General features: G+C 64.7%; 15 protein-coding genes. 9 read left to right on the forward strand and 6 right to left on the reverse strand.

Annotated features, from left to right (window positions below; translation table 11 throughout):
* Positions 1-91 precede the first annotated feature (91 nt).
* The 9 genes from BJA_RS14160 to cnbZ all read left to right on the forward strand — a co-directional run bounded on the left by BJA_RS14160 (position 92) and on the right by cnbZ (position 11,550).
* Positions 92-634, forward strand: a complete 543-nt coding sequence (locus BJA_RS14160) for a phosphonopyruvate decarboxylase (RefSeq protein WP_028172439.1) — start codon at positions 92-94, stop codon at positions 632-634.
* Positions 631-1,221, forward strand: coding sequence for a thiamine pyrophosphate-dependent enzyme (locus BJA_RS14165; RefSeq protein ID WP_011085642.1), 591 nt, complete (start codon positions 631-633; stop codon positions 1,219-1,221). Before BJA_RS14160 ends, BJA_RS14165 begins: the two co-directional genes overlap by 4 nt.
* 137 nt (positions 1,222-1,358) lie before the next feature.
* Positions 1,359-2,060 (forward strand): TetR/AcrR family transcriptional regulator, encoded by a 702-nt coding sequence (locus tag BJA_RS14170; RefSeq protein ID WP_162185826.1) that lies wholly within the window; start codon positions 1,359-1,361, stop codon positions 2,058-2,060.
* Between the two features lies 1 nt (position 2,061).
* Positions 2,062-3,252 carry an efflux RND transporter periplasmic adaptor subunit gene (locus BJA_RS14175; protein ID WP_028172437.1) on the forward strand — a complete coding sequence of 397 codons (1,191 nt, stop codon included), beginning with the start codon at positions 2,062-2,064 and terminating at the stop codon, positions 3,250-3,252.
* A gap of 73 nt (positions 3,253-3,325) precedes the next feature.
* Positions 3,326-6,421 (forward strand): MexW/MexI family multidrug efflux RND transporter permease subunit, encoded by a 3,096-nt coding sequence (locus BJA_RS14180; protein WP_011085645.1) that lies wholly within the window; start codon positions 3,326-3,328, stop codon positions 6,419-6,421.
* Positions 6,422-6,581: 160 nt separating this feature from the next.
* On the forward strand, positions 6,582-9,164 hold the full coding sequence (locus BJA_RS14185; protein WP_011085646.1) for a sensor histidine kinase: 2,583 nt from the start codon (positions 6,582-6,584) through the stop codon (positions 9,162-9,164).
* Entirely contained in the window at positions 9,161-9,550 is a 390-nt protein-coding gene (locus BJA_RS14190; RefSeq protein WP_011085647.1) for a response regulator, read from the forward strand. Before BJA_RS14185 ends, BJA_RS14190 begins: the two co-directional genes overlap by 4 nt.
* Positions 9,547-10,794, forward strand: coding sequence for an adenylate/guanylate cyclase domain-containing protein (locus tag BJA_RS14195; protein WP_011085648.1), 1,248 nt, complete (start codon positions 9,547-9,549; stop codon positions 10,792-10,794). The genes BJA_RS14190 and BJA_RS14195 overlap by 4 nt, the downstream gene beginning before the upstream one ends.
* Before the next feature lie 9 nt (positions 10,795-10,803).
* On the forward strand, positions 10,804-11,550 hold the full coding sequence (gene cnbZ, locus BJA_RS14200; RefSeq protein WP_011085649.1) for a 2-amino-5-chloromuconate deaminase CnbZ: 747 nt from the start codon (positions 10,804-10,806) through the stop codon (positions 11,548-11,550).
* A gap of 48 nt (positions 11,551-11,598) precedes the next feature.
* Here cnbZ and BJA_RS14205 read toward each other — a convergent pair whose 3' ends face one another.
* From BJA_RS14205 to BJA_RS14230, 6 genes are read right to left on the reverse strand one after another with little or no spacing between them, the layout of a single operon-like run.
* Positions 11,599-12,489, reverse strand: a complete 891-nt coding sequence (locus BJA_RS14205; RefSeq protein ID WP_011085650.1) for an ABC transporter permease — start codon at positions 12,487-12,489, stop codon at positions 11,599-11,601.
* Positions 12,490-12,493: 4 nt separating this feature from the next.
* Positions 12,494-13,435 (reverse strand): ABC transporter permease, encoded by a 942-nt coding sequence (locus tag BJA_RS14210; RefSeq protein ID WP_011085651.1) that lies wholly within the window; start codon positions 13,433-13,435, stop codon positions 12,494-12,496.
* Positions 13,436-13,466: 31 nt separating this feature from the next.
* Complete coding sequence (locus tag BJA_RS14215; protein WP_038965798.1) at positions 13,467-14,978, reverse strand: ABC transporter substrate-binding protein; 1,512 nt, start codon at positions 14,976-14,978, stop codon at positions 13,467-13,469.
* A gap of 23 nt (positions 14,979-15,001) precedes the next feature.
* Entirely contained in the window at positions 15,002-16,102 is a 1,101-nt protein-coding gene (locus BJA_RS14220) for an ABC transporter ATP-binding protein (RefSeq protein ID WP_039184056.1), read from the reverse strand.
* Entirely contained in the window at positions 16,102-17,091 is a 990-nt protein-coding gene (locus tag BJA_RS14225; protein ID WP_011085654.1) for an ABC transporter ATP-binding protein, read from the reverse strand. Before BJA_RS14225 ends, BJA_RS14220 begins: the two co-directional genes overlap by 1 nt.
* Positions 17,088-17,798, reverse strand: coding sequence for a DUF1028 domain-containing protein (locus tag BJA_RS14230; protein WP_011085655.1), 711 nt, complete (start codon positions 17,796-17,798; stop codon positions 17,088-17,090). Before BJA_RS14230 ends, BJA_RS14225 begins: the two co-directional genes overlap by 4 nt.
* Between the last annotated feature and the right edge of the window lie 5 nt (positions 17,799-17,803).

Below are 17,803 nucleotides of genomic sequence, written 5' to 3' on the forward strand. Positions count from 1 at the left end.
CGGTTAGGGCCGATATGCCGTTTTTGTTGTTCTGGTCGACGCGAGCATGCGTCTACAGTCTTCGCACCTTGCTAGCCGACCGGACAGGAAAATGCACGCACGCACGGATGCTGCCGACACGGCTCCTTCATGGCCGGACGATATTTTCGCGACCTTGCAACGCTTCGACGTCCGGCAGGTGCCTTACGTGCCCGATGCCGGCCATTCGAAGCTGATCCAGCGCGTGCTGGGGTCCTCCACGATGCGCGGCATTCCCTTGACGACGGAGGAGGAGGGCGTGGCGCTTCTCGCGGGCGCCTGGACGGGCGGCCAGCGCGGCGTCCTGCTGATGCAGTCGAGCGGGGTCGGCAATTGCATCAACATGCTGTCGCTGATCCCGATCCTGCGCTTTCCGTTCCTCACGCTGGTGACCATGCGTGGCGAGTGGGGCGAGTTCAATCCGTGGCAGGTGCCGATGGGATCGACCACGCAGGGCGTGTTCGAGCTCTCCGGCGTCAAGGTGCTGCGCGCCTCCAGTGCGGCCGAGGTGCCGGCGGTGATGGAGGCAGCCGCAGCGCAGGCCTATAACGCGCTCACGCCCACCGCCGTCCTGTTGTCGCAGCGCCTGATCGGCGCCAAGGTCTTCACCAAATGAGCAAGGCCAATCTCCTCGACCGCCGCCAGGTGGTCTCGACGCTGCTTGCGGACCGCAAGGACGTGGTTGCGATCGGCGGCCTCGGGGCCTCCACCAACGACATCTGCGCGGCCGGCGACCACGCCCGCAACTTCTATCTCTGGGGCGGCATGGGCGGCGCCGCGATGATCGGGCTTGGGCTGGCTTTGGCGCAGCCAAAACTGCCGGTGCTGGTCATCACCGGCGACGGCGAGATGCTGATGGGCATGGGCAGCCTTGCCACCATCGGGCTCCAGAAGCCGTCCAACCTCTCGATCGTCGTGCTCGACAACGAGGCTTATGGCGAGACCGGCGGCCAGACCAGCCACACCTCGGCGGCCGCCGACCTCGTCGGCGTCGCCCGGGCCTGCGGCATCGGGGACGCGCGCGCGATCTCGACCATGGCCGAGGTCGAGGCCTTTGCCAAAGCCGTCCACGACGTCTCGGCGGGCCCGCGATTTGCCAATGTGAAGATCGACAGCGCCAGCCTTGAGCGGATCTTGCCGAGCCGGGACGGGACCTACATCGTCAACCGGATCCGCGGCGATCTCGGCTTCCAGCCGATCTAGGTCCATTCCCCGCGGCGAACCTCGTCTGCACGTGCGCCGTGCAGGCGGGGCAATTTCCACTGAAATTACAACGCTTCAAGGTTGCGATGCAGCATAATGCTTGACTTTTGCGTGGGTGAGTGCTTACTCACTATCCTATGAGCTCACTGCGAATGACGAGCGACCTGAGGCGTCAATTGATCCTCGGCGCCGCAAAGCGCTGCTTTGCCCGACACGGCTATACCGGCACCACGACCAAGAGCGTGGCGGCCGCCGCTGCCATTTCCGAAGCCCTGCTGTTCAAGCATTTCCCCTCCAAGGCGGCGCTCTACGCTGAAATCCTCAGCGATGAATGCGAAGCCGATCCCGCGCTGACGGATCTTCTGGAGCGGGAGCCATCCACCGCCACCATGGTCGAGCTGATCCGCGGCATGGTCCAGCACTTCCTCCGCATCGCCGATGGTCCGGACCTGGAAGAGGCCCAGCGCCTGCGACTGATGGCCACGAGTCATTTGGATGATGGCGAATTCGCGCGTTTGCTATATGCCAAGATCGAGAAGCTGATCGGGGCGGTCTTCGTCGCCTCGCTCGAGCGTGCGGTTGCCGCCGGGGACGCGCGGCCCTGCACTGGCGATCCGCTCAACCTGTTCTGGTTCGCGCATCATTCGTTGATGACGGCGGCACTGACCAGGCTGCCGGCCACGCCCTGTCTCGCTTACGGCAAGGCGAACGATCTGGAGCGCCAGCTCTGTGAGTTTCTCCTGAGAGGTATCGGACTTAACGACGCCGCAATTGCTTCGCATTTGGGCCGCGATCAGGCCGCGGATGCGGGCAAGACGGCGATTGCAGAAAGCGCATGACATGAACATCGTAACCGAACACAAGATTTCGGGCGAACCGATCGACAAGGCTCCCAAGCGTCCGGTCCGGCCGGTGCTCTGGTTCGTCATTATCGGCACGCTGCTCGGCGCGCTCGTTGGCGGCCTCGTCTGGTTCAATTACTTCCGCGGCCAGATGATCAAGCAGTTCTTCGCCAACAACAAGCCGCCGCCGACCATGGTCAGTGCGGCCGAGGCGAAGTCCGAGGTGGTGCCTAACCTGCTGACTGCGGTCGGCGGGCTTGCCGCCGTGCATCAGGTCGACGTCAGCGCCGACGTCAACGGCCGCGTCACCGAGATCAAGTTCGAGCCGGGTTCGCATGTCGAAGCCGGCATGCCGCTGGTGCAGCTGTTCGACGCGCCTGATCAGGGCGACCTCGCCAACTACAAGGCGCAGGCGACCGTCGCGCAGCTCTCGCTCGATCGTGCCAAGCAGCTCGCCTCGCGCCAGTTCGGCCCGCAGGCGACCGTCGATACCGCGCAGGCCGCCTACGACCAGGCGATGGCCGGCATCGCCAAGACCGAGGCATTGATCTCGCAGAAGCTGGTGCGCGCGCCATTCTCGGGCGATCTCGGCATGCGCAAGGTCGAGGTCGGCCAGTATCTGACGGCCGGCACGGCGATCGTGTCGCTGACCGATCTGTCGGAGCTGTGGGCCAACTTCACGGTGACGGAAAAGGACTCGGGCAACCTCAAGGTCGGCCAGCCGGTCCGGCTGAAGGTTGACGCCTATCCGGGCCGCACCTTCGACGCCAAGATCACCACGATCGAGCCGCAGATCGCGACCGACACCCGCAACATCCGCGTGCAGGCGACCGTCGCCAATCCGGACAAGATCCTGAAGCCCGGCATGTTCGTGACCACCACGGTGGTGCTGCCGGACAAGCCGGCGGTGATCACCGTGCCGGAAACGGCGGTCGATTACACGCTGTACGGCGACTCGGTGTTCGTGATCACCGAGAAGAAGGAAGAGGATGGCAAGACCAGCCTCTCCGCGGTGCGCACTTTCGTGCAGACCGGTAGCCGGGTCGAAGGCCGCGTCGAAATCATCAAGGGTGTGAAGCCGGGCGACAAGGTCGTCGCCGTTGGCCAGCTCAAGCTGCAATCGGGCGCGCCGGTGTCGATTTCGACCGATCCGGCCCCGCAGATCCCGGCGCAGCCGCCGCGCTACTGACCCCTTGCCACCCTTAAGTGATCCGGCTCGGCCGGATCACTTTTCTAAAGAAAAAGAAATCGAGATCGCCGCGATGGCCTTTACCGATATTTTCATCAAGCGTCCGGTTCTGTCGGTCGTCGTCAGTCTGCTGATCCTGCTGATCGGCCTGCGCGCGGCGATGGTGCTGCCGATCCGGCAATATCCGAAGCTGTCGAACACGGTCATCAACATCACGACCGTCTATCCCGGCGCGTCCGCGGACCTGATCCAGGGCTTCATCACCACGCCGATCGAGCAGGCGGTCGCCTCGGCCGAAGGCGTTGACTACATCACCTCGTCCTCCGTGCTCGGCACCTCGACGATCCAGGTCTACATCAAGCTGAACTTCGATCCGAACCAGGCGCTCACCGAGGTGCTGGCCAAGACGAACTCTGTCAAATACCTGATCCCGAAGGAGTCGAACGACCCGATCGTCACCAAGACCACGGGCCAGACCACGGCCGTGATGTATCTCGGCTTCTCCTCCGAGGAGCTGTCGGGCTCGGCGATCTCCGACTATCTGACGCGCGTGGTGCAGCCGGTGTTGTCGACCGTCGACGGCGTGGCCTCGGCCGACATTCTCGGCGGCCAGACCTTTGCGATGCGGCTGTGGCTCGATCCCGTGAAGATGGCCGGCCGCAACGTGTCGCCCGCGGATGTTGCCGCCGCGATCGCCGCCAACAACTTCCAGTCCGCGGCGGGTCAGACCAAGGGCTATCTGATCGTCTCGAACATTTCCACGAACACCGGCCTGACCGACGTCAATCAGTTCAGGAAGATGATCGTCAAGGCCAAGGACGGCGGCTTCGTGCGGATGGAGGACATCGCCACCGTCGAGCTTGCAGCCCAGAGCACGGACGCGAGCGTCGCCTTCAACGGCGAGCATGCGATCTTCATCGGTGTGCAGGCGACGCCGCAAGGCAATCCGCTGACGCTGGTCAAGGGCGTGCGCGCGCTGTTCCCCGAACTGGAACGCAATCTGCCGCCGTCGATGAAGATGAAGGTCGCCTACGACTCGACCAAGTTCATCCAGTCCTCGATCGACGAGGTGGAGAAGACGCTGGGCGAAGCCGTGATCATCGTGATCGTGGTGATCTTCCTGTTCCTGGCCTCGCTCCGCTCGGTCATCATTCCCGTCGTCACCATTCCGCTGTCGATGATCGGCGTCTGCACGCTGATGCTGGCTTTCGGCTTCAGCTTCAACCTCTTGACGCTGCTCGCGATGGTGCTTGCGATCGGCCTCGTGGTCGACGACGCCATCGTGGTGGTGGAGAACATCCATCGCCATCTGGAGGAAGGGAAGACGCCGGTCCAGGCATCGCTGCAAGGCGCGCGTGAAATCGTCGGTCCCGTTGTCTCGATGACGATCACGCTCGCGGCCGTGTACGCGCCGATCGGCTTCCTCGGCGGTCTCACCGGTTCGCTGTTCCGCGAATTCGCCTTCACGCTCGCAGGCTCGGTGATCGTGTCAGGCGTGATCGCGCTGACGCTGTCGCCGATGATGTGCTCGGTGTTGCTCAAGAACACCGAAGAGGGCCGCTTCGCCAAGGCCGTCAACAAGGTGTTCGGCGCCCTGACGCGCTGGTATGGCCGCAGGCTCGATCGCTCGCTCGACTACAAGGCCATCACCGGCCTGTTCGCGGTGACGATCCTCGGGCTGGTCGGCTTCCTCTACATGCACACGTCGAAGGAACTGGCACCGGAGGAAGACCAGGGCATCGTGTTCGCGGTGACCAAGGCGCCGAAATACGCCAATATCGACTATGTCGATTTCTACGGCGAAAAGCTCGACGAGAAATTCCAGAAGTTCCCGGAGACCGATCTGCGCTTCGTGCTGAACGGCATCAACGGTCCGCAGGGCGGCATCGCCGGCATGCTGCTGAAGCCGTGGGAGGAGCGCAAGCGTTCGTCGATCCAGTTGAAGTCCTTGGTGCAGGCCGAGCTCTCCAAGATCGAGGGCGTGCAGGCTTTCGCCTTCAACCTGCCGCCGCTGCCCGGCGGACCCGGCGGCCTGCCGGTGCAGATGGTGATCAACTCCACCGCCGGATTCCAGACGGTCTATGAGCAGATGGAGAAGCTGAAGGACGCCGCGCGCAAGAGCGGCATGTTCATCGTCTCCGACAGCGACCTCGCCTATAACCAGCCGAACGTGCAGGTCACGATCGACCGTACCAAGGCCCAGGACCTTGGCATCAACATGCAGAACCTCGGCAGCACGCTCGCGGTGCTGCTTGGCGGCAATTACGTCAACCGCTTCAATCTCGAGGGGCGCTCCTACCAGGTGATTCCGCAGGTGCCCCGGGGCAATCGGCTGTCGCCGGAATCGCTCGGCGGCTACTATGTGACGACCAATACCGGCCAGCAGCTTCCGCTGTCGACCGTGGTCTCGATCAGGACCAAGACCGACCCGAACTCGCTGACCCACTACAACCAGCTCAATTCGGCGACGTTCTCGGCCGTGCCGATGCCTGGCGTGACTGTTGGTGCTGCGGTCGACTTCCTCGAAGGCGAGGCCAAGAAGCTGCCCCAGGGTTTCAGCCACGACTATCTCGCGGACTCCAGGCAGTATGTGCAGGAAGGCAACCAGCTCGCGATCACCTTCGGCTTCGCGCTGATCATCATCTTCCTGGTGCTGGCGGCCCAGTTCGAGAGCTTGCGTGACCCGCTGGTGATCATGATCTCGGTGCCGATGGCGATCGTCGGCGCGTTGATCCCGCTGTTCTTCGGCATGGCGACCATGAACATCTACACCCAGGTCGGTCTGCTCACCCTGGTCGGCCTGATCACCAAGCACGGCATCCTGATGGTGGAGTTCGCCAACGAGCTCCAGGTCAACGAGCGGCTCGATCGCCGCTCTGCCATCGAGATGTCGGCCCGCATCCGCCTGCGGCCGATCCTGATGACCACGGCCGCGATGGTGACGGGCCTGATCCCGCTCCTGACCGCGACCGGCGCGGGCGCCGCCAGCCGCTTCTCGATCGGTCTGGTCGTCGTTGCCGGCATGTCGATCGGCACGCTGTTCACGCTGTTCGTGTTGCCCGCCGTCTACGTGGTGCTGGCGACCGACCATCGCGCGGCGGCCGATTCCGAGCGGAACAAGCAGGTCAACGAGCTCGACCTCGGTGCCAAGGCGCTGCGGCCGACCTGAGGCCGGAAGCAACGAAGCAAAGGGCGGCAGCGGCCAATCCGCTGCCGCCCTTTTTTGTTGTGCCCGGCGACGCTGATGCGGCGGCCACCGCGGCCGTCGGGCGGGCCCTTTGCCGCGCTCGCGAGAGACAACGTCTCGTCTTCTTGCTAGATTCCGCCAGATGAGCCTCTCCCTGCATCCCGACGCCCCGCAAGCCAGGACGTTGCCGAGCGCGGCCCCGGATGGGGCCGTGGCCGGCGAGGCGGTGGGGCGGGGGATCAGGACCCGGCTGTTCACCAAATACGTCGCGCTGTTCGTGGCCGTCGTCGCCGTTGCGCTGCTCGCCAACGGGCTGTTCGAAGTCTTCTTCTATTATCGTGAGCACAAGGCCTCGCTGATCCGGGTCCAGCATGAGCAGGCCGAGGCGGCGGCCGCCAAGATCGGCCAGTTCGTCAAGGAGATCGAGAGCCAGCTCGGCTGGACCACGCAGCTGCCGTGGTCGGCGGGCTCGATCGAGCAGCGCCGGTTCGACGCGCTGCGGCTGCTGCGTCAGGTGCCAGGGATCACCGAGCTCGCCCAGGTGGATTCGAGCGGCAAGGAGCGGTTGCGGGTCTCGCGGTTGGCGATGGACGCGATCGACAGTGGGATCGACCTGTCGGGGGATCCAAAGTTCACCGAGGCGGTCGCGCACAAGGTCTATTACGGGCCGGTCTATTTCCGCAGGGACTCCGAGCCCTACATGACGCTGGCGCTGGCCGGCGCGCGCAAGGAAGCCGGCGTCAGCATCGCCGAGGTCAATCTGAAGCTGATCTGGGACGTCGTCTCCCAGATCAAGGTCGGCGAGCACGGGAACGCCTACGTGGTCGGGCCGGAGGGGCGCCTGATCGCGCATCCCGATATCAGCCTGGTCCTGCGCAACACCGACATGTCCGGGCTCGCGCAGGTGCGCGCCGCGCAATCCGGAGGCGGCACCATGTCCGATCCGCTTCCTGAAGCGCGCAACATCCAGGGGCGGAAGGTGCTGACCGCATCGGCCCCGATCGAGCCGCTGCACTGGACCATGTTCGTGGAGCTGCCGGTCGAGGAGGCCTATGCCGCGCTCTATGCCTCGTTGCAGCGGCTTGCGATCGTGCTGCTCGCGGCGTCGATCTTCGCGGTGCTTGCGGGGATATTCCTCGCGCGCCGCATGGTGGGACCGATCCAGGCGCTGCGCAGCGGCGCCGAGCGGATCGGGGGTGGCGACTTCTCCCAGCGCATCGCGATCCGGACCGGCGACGAACTCGAAGGGCTCGCCGACCAGTTCAACGAGATGGGCGCGCGCTTGCAGGAATCCTATGCCGACCTTGAAAACAAGGTCGAGCAGCGGACCGCGGAATTGAGCGAGTCGTTGCAGCAGCAGACGGCGACCGCCGATGTGCTGAAAGTCATCAGCCGTTCGGCGTTCGACCTGCAAACCGTGTTGAACACCCTTGTGGGCTCGGCGGCGCGCTTGTGTGACGCGGACGAAGGCACGATCTTTCGGCCTAGCGACGGCGTCTTCTATTTGGCGGCAAGCTGCGGGCTTGACGCGGAGCAGGAAAACAAGCTTCGGACATTCGCTTCCGTACCCGAGCGGGGAAGTGTGGTCGGGCGTACGCTGCTCGACGCCAAAACGGTTCATGTCCCGGATGTGCAGGCCGACCCGGAATATGCGCCTTCGTCCGCTCGAAGGCGTTCAAACGTGCGTACGATGCTCGGTGTGCCTCTGCTGCGAGAGGGGACGCCAATCGGCGTGTTTGTCTTGACGCGGCATATGGTGCGGCCGTTCAGCGACAAGCAAATCGAACTCGCCACCACATTTGCAGATCAGGCCCTCATCGCGATCGAGAATGTCCGATTGTTCGAGGAGGTCCAGGAACGCACCAGAGAGCTGTCGCGATCGCTCGATGATCTGCGCGCCGCGCAGGACCGACTGATCCAGACCGAGAAGCTCGCCTCCCTCGGCCAGCTCACCGCCGGCATCGCCCACGAGATCAAGAACCCGCTCAACTTCGTCAACAATTTCTCGTCGGTTTCGACCGAGCTGATCGACGAGCTCAACGAGGTGCTCGAAGCGGCAAAGCTCGACGGCAAGACCAAGGCGGAAGTTGACGAGCTGACCGCCATGCTCAGGGGCAATCTCGAGAAGGTGGTGCAGCACGGCAAGCGCGCCGATTCCATCGTCAGGAACATGCTGGTGCACTCGCGCCAGGGTTCCGGCGAACATCGCCCCGTCGATATCAATGCGGTCATGGAGGAGAGCCTCAATCTCGCCTATCACGGCGCGCGCGCCGAAAGGCCCGCCTTCAACGTCACGCTCCAGCGCGCGTTCGACCCCGCCGCCGGCCTGGTCGACATCTATCCGCAGGAGATCACGCGCGTCTTCCTCAACCTGATCTCGAACGGCTTCTATGCCGCGGCCAAGCGCAAGGAGAGCGTAGCGGACAGTTTTGAGCCGATCCTGAGCGCCGCAACCAGGAGCCTCGGCGACACGGTCGAGATCCGGATCCGCGACAATGGCACCGGGATTCCGCCCGAGGTGAAAGAGAAATTATTCAATCCGTTCTTCACGACCAAGCCGGCCGGTGAGGGCACCGGGCTCGGCCTGTCCATGAGCCATGACATCGTCGTGAAGCAGCACGGCGGCACGATCGACGTGAAGACCGAGCCCGGTATATTCACCGAATTCATCATCACGCTGCCGCGCACGATGGCAGCGGGCGACACTGCCGGAGGCAAGACTTGAACGTTTATATCCTGGTCGTCGATGACGAGCCCGACGTCGAGCCGCTGTTCAGGCAGCACTTCCGGCGCGACCTGCGCGCCGGCCGCTTCCAGATGGAATTTGCTCCCTCTGCGGCCGATGCGCTGAGGCGTGCCGCCGAAGTTCGCGATCCTTCGCTGATCCTGATTCTGTCGGACGTCAACATGCCCGGCATGAGCGGGCTCGACATGCTGCCGAAGGTGCGCGCCGACTATCCGCACGTTCCCGTCATCATGATCACCGCCTATGGCGACGCCGAGACGCGCAGAAAGGCGATCGAGCGAGGCGCCCACGCGCTCCTGACCAAGCCGATCGACTTTGCGCTGCTGCGCCAGGAGATCGACACGAGGCTCGAGCAAGCCGCATGACTGCCACCATCCTCTTCGTCGACGACGAGCCGGATCTCGAGGCGCTGATCCTGCAAAAGTTTCGCAGGCAGATTCGCGATGGGCTGCTCACCCTCATGTTCGCCCGCGACGGCCTCGAGGCGCTGCAGGCACTTGAGCAGAATCCGCATGTCGACATGGTGGTCTCCGATATCAACATGCCGCGGATGGACGGGCTGTCGCTGCTGGCGAAGCTCCAGGAGGCCGAGGACAAGAAGTCGACCATCATCGTCTCCGCCTATGGCGACATGAGCAACATCCGCATCGCCATGAACCGCGGCGCGTTCGACTTCCTGACCAAGCCGATCGACTTCGCCGATCTGGAGGCCACGATCCAGAAGACCATCGGTCACGTGGAGATGCTGCGCGAGGTGCGGCGGCGCCAGATGGAAGCCGAGCGCGCCCATGCCTCACTGTCGCGCTTCTTCTCGCCGGAGATCGCAAGGCGCCTGGCAGCGGATGTCGAAGGCAGCATGGAGGTGCAGTGGCGCGATGTCGCCACCCTCTTCACCGACATCACCGGCTTCACGTCGCTGGTCGAGAGCGCGGCCCCGCAGACGCTCGGCGAGCTCCTCAACGAGTATGTCGGCGGCATGACCGAGATCGTCTTCGCGCATGAGGGGACGGTCGCCAAAATCATCGGCGATGCGATTCAGGTGCTGTTCAACGCGCCTGGCGACCAGCTGGACTATGCGACGCGCGCGGTCGCCTGTGCGCATGATCTCGATGCCTGGGCGGAGGATTTCTCCGCGCGCTGGAAGGCGAGAGGCGTCAATTTCGGGGCGACCCGCATCGGCGCCCATGCGGGCCCGGCGCTGGTCGGCAATTTCGGCGGCAATCGTTTCTTCGATTACACCGCCTATGGCGACTCCATCAATATCGCGGCGCGTCTGGAGGCTGCGAACAAGCATCTGGGAACACGCATCTGCGTCAGTGCCAGCATCGCCGAGGGGGCCGCAAATTTCCATGGCCGTCCCGTCGGTGACCTGATGCTGCGCGGACGCAGCGAACCCCTGCGTGCGTTCGAACCGCTGGCAACGGCGAAATTCGAGTCGGCGGCGACAACGCGGTACTCCGAAGCCTTCGCCAAGATGGAGGCCGGCGACGCAGCCGCCATGCCGGCTTTTGCCGCGCTGGTCGGGATGCACGCCGACGATGCGCTGGCCGGTTTTCACCTGAGGCGCCTGCTCAACGGCGCCAAGGGCATTCGCATGCAACTGGAATAGGAGTTCGTCATGACGCGTGAGTTCTCTGCGGGCAATTATCGTTTCATTCCATCCGTGTTCCAGTATTCGGCCGGCGCGGCCGCGGATGACGGCTATGAGATCGAGCGCGTCCGGCTCGATCGCCTGGTGCCGCTTGCCGAGGGCTTTGCGCTCGCGGCGAAATTCATCCAGGAAGCCGGACGTCCGCTGACGGCGTTCTGCGCCTGCGAGTTGCGCTCACCGGCCGCCTTCAGCGAGGAGGGCTTTCGTGCGTTCAACCTGCACTATGTGAAGACGCTATCCGAATGGGGCATCTTCGACGGCACCACCAATCCGGTGGCGCGCAGCAATGTCTGTCCCGAGATCGATCCGCCGACCGAGCCATCGTTTTACGCGTTCTCCTTCACGCGCCCGACGCGGTCGAAGGCGCCGAGCTTCGTGATCGCTGGCGGTGCCGAAGCACGCGAGGGCAGCGGAACTTATGTCGAGCGCACGGTGCGCTACCGCGACCTTAGCCCGGAGGGGCTGCGCGAGAAGGTACGGTTCACCACCACCTCGCAGATGGAAAACCGGATGGCGGCCTTCGGCTTCGGCTGGAAGGACACCACCGGCGTGCAGGCCTATTCCGTGCATGACTTCCACCACGCGCTGGTCGACGAACTGGTCCGCCGCGGCGCGCTGCGCTCCGGCCTGACCTGGCATTATGCCCGCCCGCCGGTGGTCGATCTCGAATACGAGATGGATTGCCGCCGCGTGATGCGCGAGGCAGTGATCTAGCGCTGGCGGTTGATCTTTACCTCTCCCCGTCGGGGAGAGGAGCTAGCTTTATCGCTGCCTTGGATCGAGCGCGTCGCGCAGGCCGTCGCCCAGCAGGTTCAGCGACAGCACCACGAGGAAGATCGCAAGCCCCGGCCAGATCGCCATCCAGGGCGCCTGGGTCAGGAAGCGCTGCGCCGCGTTGAGCATGCTGCCCCAGGACGGTGCCGGCGGCTGCTGACCAAGGCCAAGGAACGAGAGCGCCGCCTCGGCGATGATGGCGGCGGCGATCGACAGCGTCGCCTGCACCAGCAGCGCCGGCAGGATGTTGGGCAGGATGTGCGAGAACGCGATCCGCCAGCCGGGGTTGCCGAGCGCGCGCGCGGCCTCGACATAATCCTCGGCCTTGACGCTCAGCACCTGGCCGCGGGTCAGGCGGATGAAGATCGGGGTCGCCGAGATGCCGATCGCGATCATCGCATTGCCAAGGCTCGGACCGAGAAACGCGGCCAGCGCGATCGCCAGGATCAGGAACGGGCAGGCCAGCATCGCGTCCGTGATCCGGCTGATCAGCGCATCGACAAATCCGCCGCGATAGCCGGCAAGCAGGCCGAGCGGCACGCCGACGCCGAGCGCGATCGCGACCGAGATCAGGCCCGCGAGCAGGGAGGCGCGCGCGCCGTAGACGACGCGGCTGAGGATGTCGCGGCCGAGCTCGTCGGTGCCGAACCAGTGCACCGCGGTCGGCGGCTTGCGTACCAGGCTCCAGCTCGTCGCGATGGGATCGTAGGGGACGATGAGAGGAGCAAGCGCCGCAAGCAGGATGAACGCCGTGATCACGACGAGTCCGAATACGGCGGCCTTGCGCTTGAACAACCGCCGCCGTGCGCGGCGCGCCGGGCCGTCTAGTTCGGACGCGTGCGCGGCGGAGGGGGCGGCGGGCAATGCGGCATCGGTCATGGCGCTAGCCCCGCAGCCGCGGATTGACGAGAATATAGGCGACGTCGGCAACGAGGTTGAGGGTGATGTAGACCGTGGCCGTCACCAGCACGACGCCCTGCACGACCGCGTAGTCGCGGTTGAAGACGGCGTCCACGATCAGCTTGCCGAAGCCGGGAATGGAGAAGATCTGCTCCGTCAGCACGGCACCCGACAACAGTGTGCCGAGCTCGAGCGCGCCGAGCGTGATGATCGGCGTCAGCGCATTGCGCATCGCATGCTTGAGGATGACGGAGCGCTCCGACAATCCCTTCGCACGCGCCGTGCGGACATAGTCGCTTTCCAGCACCTGGAGCATGGCACTGCGGGTGTGCCGCATCAGGATCGCGGAAATCGCGTTGCCGAGCACGAAGGCGGGCATGATGGTGGCGGCTAGGCTCGCGCGCCAGTCCTCGGTCAGCGGCACGTAGCCCGAGGCCGGCAGCCAGCCGAGCTTGATCGAGAACAGGAAGATCAGCAGGATCCCGAGCCAGAAATTCGGCGTCGAGATGCCCCACAGCGCAAACAAATTCGCGCCATAGTCCCAGGCCGTGCCCTTCTTCACTGCGGAGACGATGCCGGCGGGAATGCCGATCAAGAACGCGATCAGGATCGCCATCGAGCCGAGCTGGAGCGTCACCGGCAGCTTCTGCGCGATCAGCTCGCGCACCGGCATCTTGTTGCGCAAGGACTCGCCGAAATTGCCGGTGAGGACTCCCTTGAGCCAGTAGACATATTGCACGGGGATCGGCCGATCGAGCTTGTACTGCTGCCGGATCTGCTCGATCGCGGCGGGATCGCGTTCCTCGCCGGCCATCACCAGCGCCGGATCGCCGGGCAGCAATTGCTGGAGCGAAAAGATCAGCACCGACACGAAGAACAGTGTCGGCACGATCTGCGCGATGCGGTGGGCGAGGAAGTTCAGCATGGCCCCACGCGTTTCCCGGGTGATGTCGCGATCACTTGAACTTCAACCCGACCACGCGCACGAGGCCATCAGGCATCTGCCGGTAGCCCTCGAGCTTCTTCGTATGCGCGATCAGGAGCGTGCGATGATAGATGTAGATGATCGGCAGGTCGTCGAGCAGGATCTTGGTCAATTTGGCGTAGATCGCCTTGCGCTCCTCGACATTCGATGTGGCCCGTCCCTCTTCCATCAGCTTGTCGGCCTCGGGGTTCGAGTACACGCCGTCGTTCTGCGGCGCCTTGCTGCGCATGAAGATGTAGGAATTGCCGTCCGGGTCGATGCGTCCGCTCCAGTTGATCTGGAACACCTGGAACTCGCCGGCCTGCGCCTGCTTGAAGGTGGTCGCGAATTCGACGACGCGGACCTTGATGTCGAAGCCTGCCTCGGCGGCCATGGACTGCACGACCTGGGCGACGGCCTCGTACTCGGTGCCCTTTGGTACCATGTAGTCGACGGTGACGGGCAGGCTGACACCGGCTTCCTTCAACAGCGCCTTGGCCTTGGCGATGTCGCGACCCGGAATGGGGAAAGCCTTCTGATAGTATGGATGCGTCGGGCTGACCCATTGATTGCCCGGCGTGAACTCGCCGTTGAATACGACCTGGTTGATGGCCTCGCGATCGATCGACAGGCTGAGTGCCTGGCGCACCTTCGCCGATTGGCTGAGTGGCCCCTTGGTCTTGTCGTTTCCGATGTTGATGGTCAGGCCCTGATAGCCGAGCTCGGGAGCCGTCGACAGCACCAGCTTGGGATCGGCGCGGACGTCCTTGATGTCGGTGGCGAGCACGCGCTCGATCAGATCGAGCCCGCCGGACTTGAGGTTGGCAAGGCGCACTGTGGCATCGACGATCGGCAGGAATACGACGCGATCGATATGGATGTTGTCCTTGTTCCAGTAGTCGGCGAACTTCTCGAACACCATGCGATCCTGCTGCACGCGCTCGACGAACTTGTAGGGACCTGCGCAGACCGGATGCAGGCCGAACTTGTCACCGGCCTCCTTCGCCGCCTTGGGCGAGACCATCATGCCGGAGCGGTCGGTGAGCTGGGCGATCAGGGGCGAGTACGGCGTCTTGAGCACCAGCTTGATGGTCAGGGGATCGACGACCTCGACATGGTCGACGCTGGCGAGCTCGGACTTCCGGAACGAGGCCGGCAGCGTCATGTGACGTTCGATCGAGAATTTTGCCGCTTCCGCGTCCAGCGGCTCGCCATCGTGGAATTTGACGCCTGGCCGGAGCTTGATCGTCATCTCCTTGCCGTCGGCCGACGTCTCGTGAGACAGCGCGAGCTGCGGCACGATGTTGAGCTTCTCGTCGATGTCGAACAGCTTGTCGCAGAACGCGGAGAATACGATGCGGCCGACATAGGTGCGGCCGATGCTGGGATCGAGGATGTCGGGGTCTTCGGCGATCCCGATGCGAAGCGTGGTCTGAGCCTGGGCCGTGCCCACGAGCGACGTCAGCAAGGCCGACGCCAGGATTGTCAAACGCATAAAGCTCATCGCTCTCGACCTCTGTTTCACGGCTATGCGGGGTCCGTCCCCAATGAACTAACCCCGCCGCCGCGTGCTGCTTCCGGACCGCCGCTGAAGGCGGCAACCAATTTTTCAAGAACCGGCGAGAAGCCGCCATCCATGGGGACGATGGCCGCGGAGGACGGCAGTTCCGACGTTCGGTGGCAAGCTGTTGCATGTCCGATGCCATCCGAGACAAGCTGAGGCATTTCGCTGCGGCAGCGGTCCACGACATAGGGACAGCGGGTGTGGAAGCGGCATCCCGGCGGCGGATTCAGCGCGCTGGGGATCTCCCCCTGGAGCACAATCCGGCTGCTCTTTGCCCGCGGTTTAGGCACGGGAATCGCGGACAGCAGCGCGCGACTATAGGGGTGCCGGGGCGCGGCAAACAGCGCATCCGCCTCCGCGGTCTCGACGATCTGGCCGAGATTCATCACCGCGACGTGGTCGGCGATGTGCTTGACCACGGCGAGGTCATGCGAGACGAAAATGTAGGCAAGGCCGAGCCGGTCCTGGAGCTCGCGCAGGAGGTTGAGGATCTGCGAGCGGATCGAGACGTCGAGCGCTGAGACCGGCTCGTCGCAGATGATCAATTTTGGTTCGACCGCGAGCGCACGGGCAATGGCGATGCGCTGGCGCTGGCCGCCGGAGAATTCGTGCGGATAGCGTCGCTCGAGCCGCGGCTCCAGCCCGACCAGCCGCAGGATTTCCGCGACCCGTTCGCGTCGCCGTGCGGGTGGGACGAGATCGTGCAGCGCCAGCGGCTCGGTCAGGATCTGGCCGACCGTCATGCGCGGATTGAGCGAGGCGTAGGGATCCTGGAAGATGATCTGCGCTTCGCGGCGGAACGCGCGGAGCGCTCCGGCGTCGAGCGAGAGCAGGTCGCGGCCACCGAAACGGATCGTGCCCGCATCCGGCTCGATCAGCCGCAGCACCAGACGGCTGACGGTGGATTTGCCGCAACCGGATTCGCCGACCAGGGCCAGCGTCTTGCCGGCCTCGAGCGAGAAGCTGACGCCATCGACCGCCTTGACATGCGCGAGCGCCCGGCCGAACAGCGAGCGCTCGGCGACGAAATGCTTGACCAGACCTTCGACCTCGAGGAGCGCCATCACGACACCAGAAGTTCGAGCGGCGCGCGGATGCAGCGCGAGAGGTGACCCGGGCCGATTTCCACGAGCGGCGGCGGCGCCCTGGTGCAGGCGTCGAGAACGAAGGGGCACCGTGCGGCGAAGCGGCATCCGGCGGGCGGTTGCGCCATGTTCGGGACCATGCCTTCGATCGTCGCGAGCTGCTCGGCACGGTGGTCGAGCCGCGGGATCGAGCCGAGCAGGCCGACGGTGTAGGGATGCTGCGGGGCGGCGAACAATTCATCCACCGGCGCGCGCTCGACGATCTCGCCGGCATACATCACCGCGACCTCGTCGCAGACCTCGGCGACCACGCCGAGGTCGTGCGTGATCAGGATGATCGCCGCACCGCTCGCCGCCTTCAACTCGCGCATCAGTTCAAGTATCTGCGCCTGCAGGGTGACGTCGAGCGCGGTGGTCGGCTCGTCCGCGATCAGGAGGCGGGGGTCGCAGGCCAGGGCCATCGCGATCATCACGCGCTGGCGCATGCCGCCGGAAAGCTTGTGCGGATATTCGTCGACGCGCCGTTCGGGCGAGGGGATGTGGACGCGGCGCAACAGCTCGATCGCGCGCTCCCGAGCGCTGCGCCGCGAGCCGCCGCGATGGCGCAGGATGGTCTCGATGATCTGGTCGCCGATGGTGAAGCTCGGGTTGAGCGAGGTCATCGGCTCCTGGAAGATCATCGCGAGCCGGTTGCCGCGGAGGTCGCGCAAGGTCTGGTCCGGGGTCTTCAGCAAATCGAAGCCGTCGAAGCGGATCGCGCCCGATATCTCCGTGCTTTGCTTCGGCAGCAATCCCATGATCGCGAGCGACGTCACGCTCTTGCCGCAGCCGGATTCGCCGACGAGGCCGAGCGTCGCGCCATTGGCGACGCTGAGATCTACACTGTCCACCGCATGGGTGACGCGGCCATCGTCGCCGTGGAAGCGGATGCGCAGATCCTTGATCTCGATGAGAGGGCTTGTGCTCATGATTGTCTTGCACGGGCCGCGGCGATGCTCGCGTCGATGACGCTGCGATCGGTGTTGCCGGCCGGGTTCTGCCGCGTCGGCATGGAGTTGCGGAAATGCACCCAGAGCTCGTGGCTGACCCGTTCGAGCCGCTCGAGCTCGCCGAGCGGATCGGAATGGTCGTCGGCGCGAATGTCCAGCGCCGGCCATTCCTCCTCGCCGTGGATCAGGAGCGCAGCAGACTGCTTGCCGCGTTTGTCGCCGCCGGCGGCTTCGCCCGCGCGCATCGCCGCGAGCAGGCGGCGCGGGAAGGGCAGGCTGTCATTGGCGATGTAGGTCTTGGCGGTCTCGTCGAGCACGTCGGCACCCGCGAGCATGTTGCCGGCGATGGAGAAGCCGCTGCCCGCGATGTGGCCGCACCAGTCGACGCAGTCGCGCCCGGTGTGCGCAGCAATCTCGCCGCTCGCGTCCATGATGTGGATCTGGCGGCTTTCGCGCCCGTCGTCGGTCGCGAGCAGGCTGGCGAGTACGTCATGCGCGTTCAAGCCTTCACGCAAGAGCTTGACGCCGTCGATGCCGTAATAGGGATTCACGAAGGCCTGGGTTGCGATCGCGCCGAGGCCGGCGGCGATATAGGGCACGCGCGCGCCGACGGCGAAGAAGCGGGTCGCAACCGCGATGCCGAACTGGCCGGTGGCAGGATCGCGTGCGATGATCGACCAGGTCATATTCT

Origin of the sequence: Bradyrhizobium diazoefficiens USDA 110 (assembly GCF_000011365.1) — a bacterium.
GTDB lineage: Bacteria > Pseudomonadota > Alphaproteobacteria > Rhizobiales > Xanthobacteraceae > Bradyrhizobium > Bradyrhizobium diazoefficiens.

Coding starts and splice junctions, on each gene's coding strand:
- BJA_RS14185 (WP_011085646.1), top strand. CDS start 6,582: ATGAGCCTCTCCCTGCATCCCGACGCCCCGCAAGCCAGGACGTTGCCG.
- BJA_RS14165 (WP_011085642.1), top strand. CDS start 631: ATGAGCAAGGCCAATCTCCTCGACCGCCGCCAGGTGGTCTCGACGCTG.
- BJA_RS14205 (WP_011085650.1), bottom strand. CDS start 12,489: ATGACCGATGCCGCATTGCCCGCCGCCCCCTCCGCCGCGCACGCGTCC.
- BJA_RS14210 (WP_011085651.1), bottom strand. CDS start 13,435: ATGCTGAACTTCCTCGCCCACCGCATCGCGCAGATCGTGCCGACACTG.
- BJA_RS14230 (WP_011085655.1), bottom strand. CDS start 17,798: ATGACCTGGTCGATCATCGCACGCGATCCTGCCACCGGCCAGTTCGGC.
- cnbZ (WP_011085649.1), top strand. CDS start 10,804: ATGACGCGTGAGTTCTCTGCGGGCAATTATCGTTTCATTCCATCCGTG.
- BJA_RS14180 (WP_011085645.1), top strand. CDS start 3,326: ATGGCCTTTACCGATATTTTCATCAAGCGTCCGGTTCTGTCGGTCGTC.
- BJA_RS14160 (WP_028172439.1), top strand. CDS start 92: ATGCACGCACGCACGGATGCTGCCGACACGGCTCCTTCATGGCCGGAC.
- BJA_RS14195 (WP_011085648.1), top strand. CDS start 9,547: ATGACTGCCACCATCCTCTTCGTCGACGACGAGCCGGATCTCGAGGCG.
- BJA_RS14175 (WP_028172437.1), top strand. CDS start 2,062: ATGAACATCGTAACCGAACACAAGATTTCGGGCGAACCGATCGACAAG.
- BJA_RS14220 (WP_039184056.1), bottom strand. CDS start 16,102: ATGGCGCTCCTCGAGGTCGAAGGTCTGGTCAAGCATTTCGTCGCCGAG.
- BJA_RS14225 (WP_011085654.1), bottom strand. CDS start 17,091: ATGAGCACAAGCCCTCTCATCGAGATCAAGGATCTGCGCATCCGCTTC.
- BJA_RS14215 (WP_038965798.1), bottom strand. CDS start 14,978: ATGAGCTTTATGCGTTTGACAATCCTGGCGTCGGCCTTGCTGACGTCG.
- BJA_RS14170 (WP_162185826.1), top strand. CDS start 1,359: ATGAGCTCACTGCGAATGACGAGCGACCTGAGGCGTCAATTGATCCTC.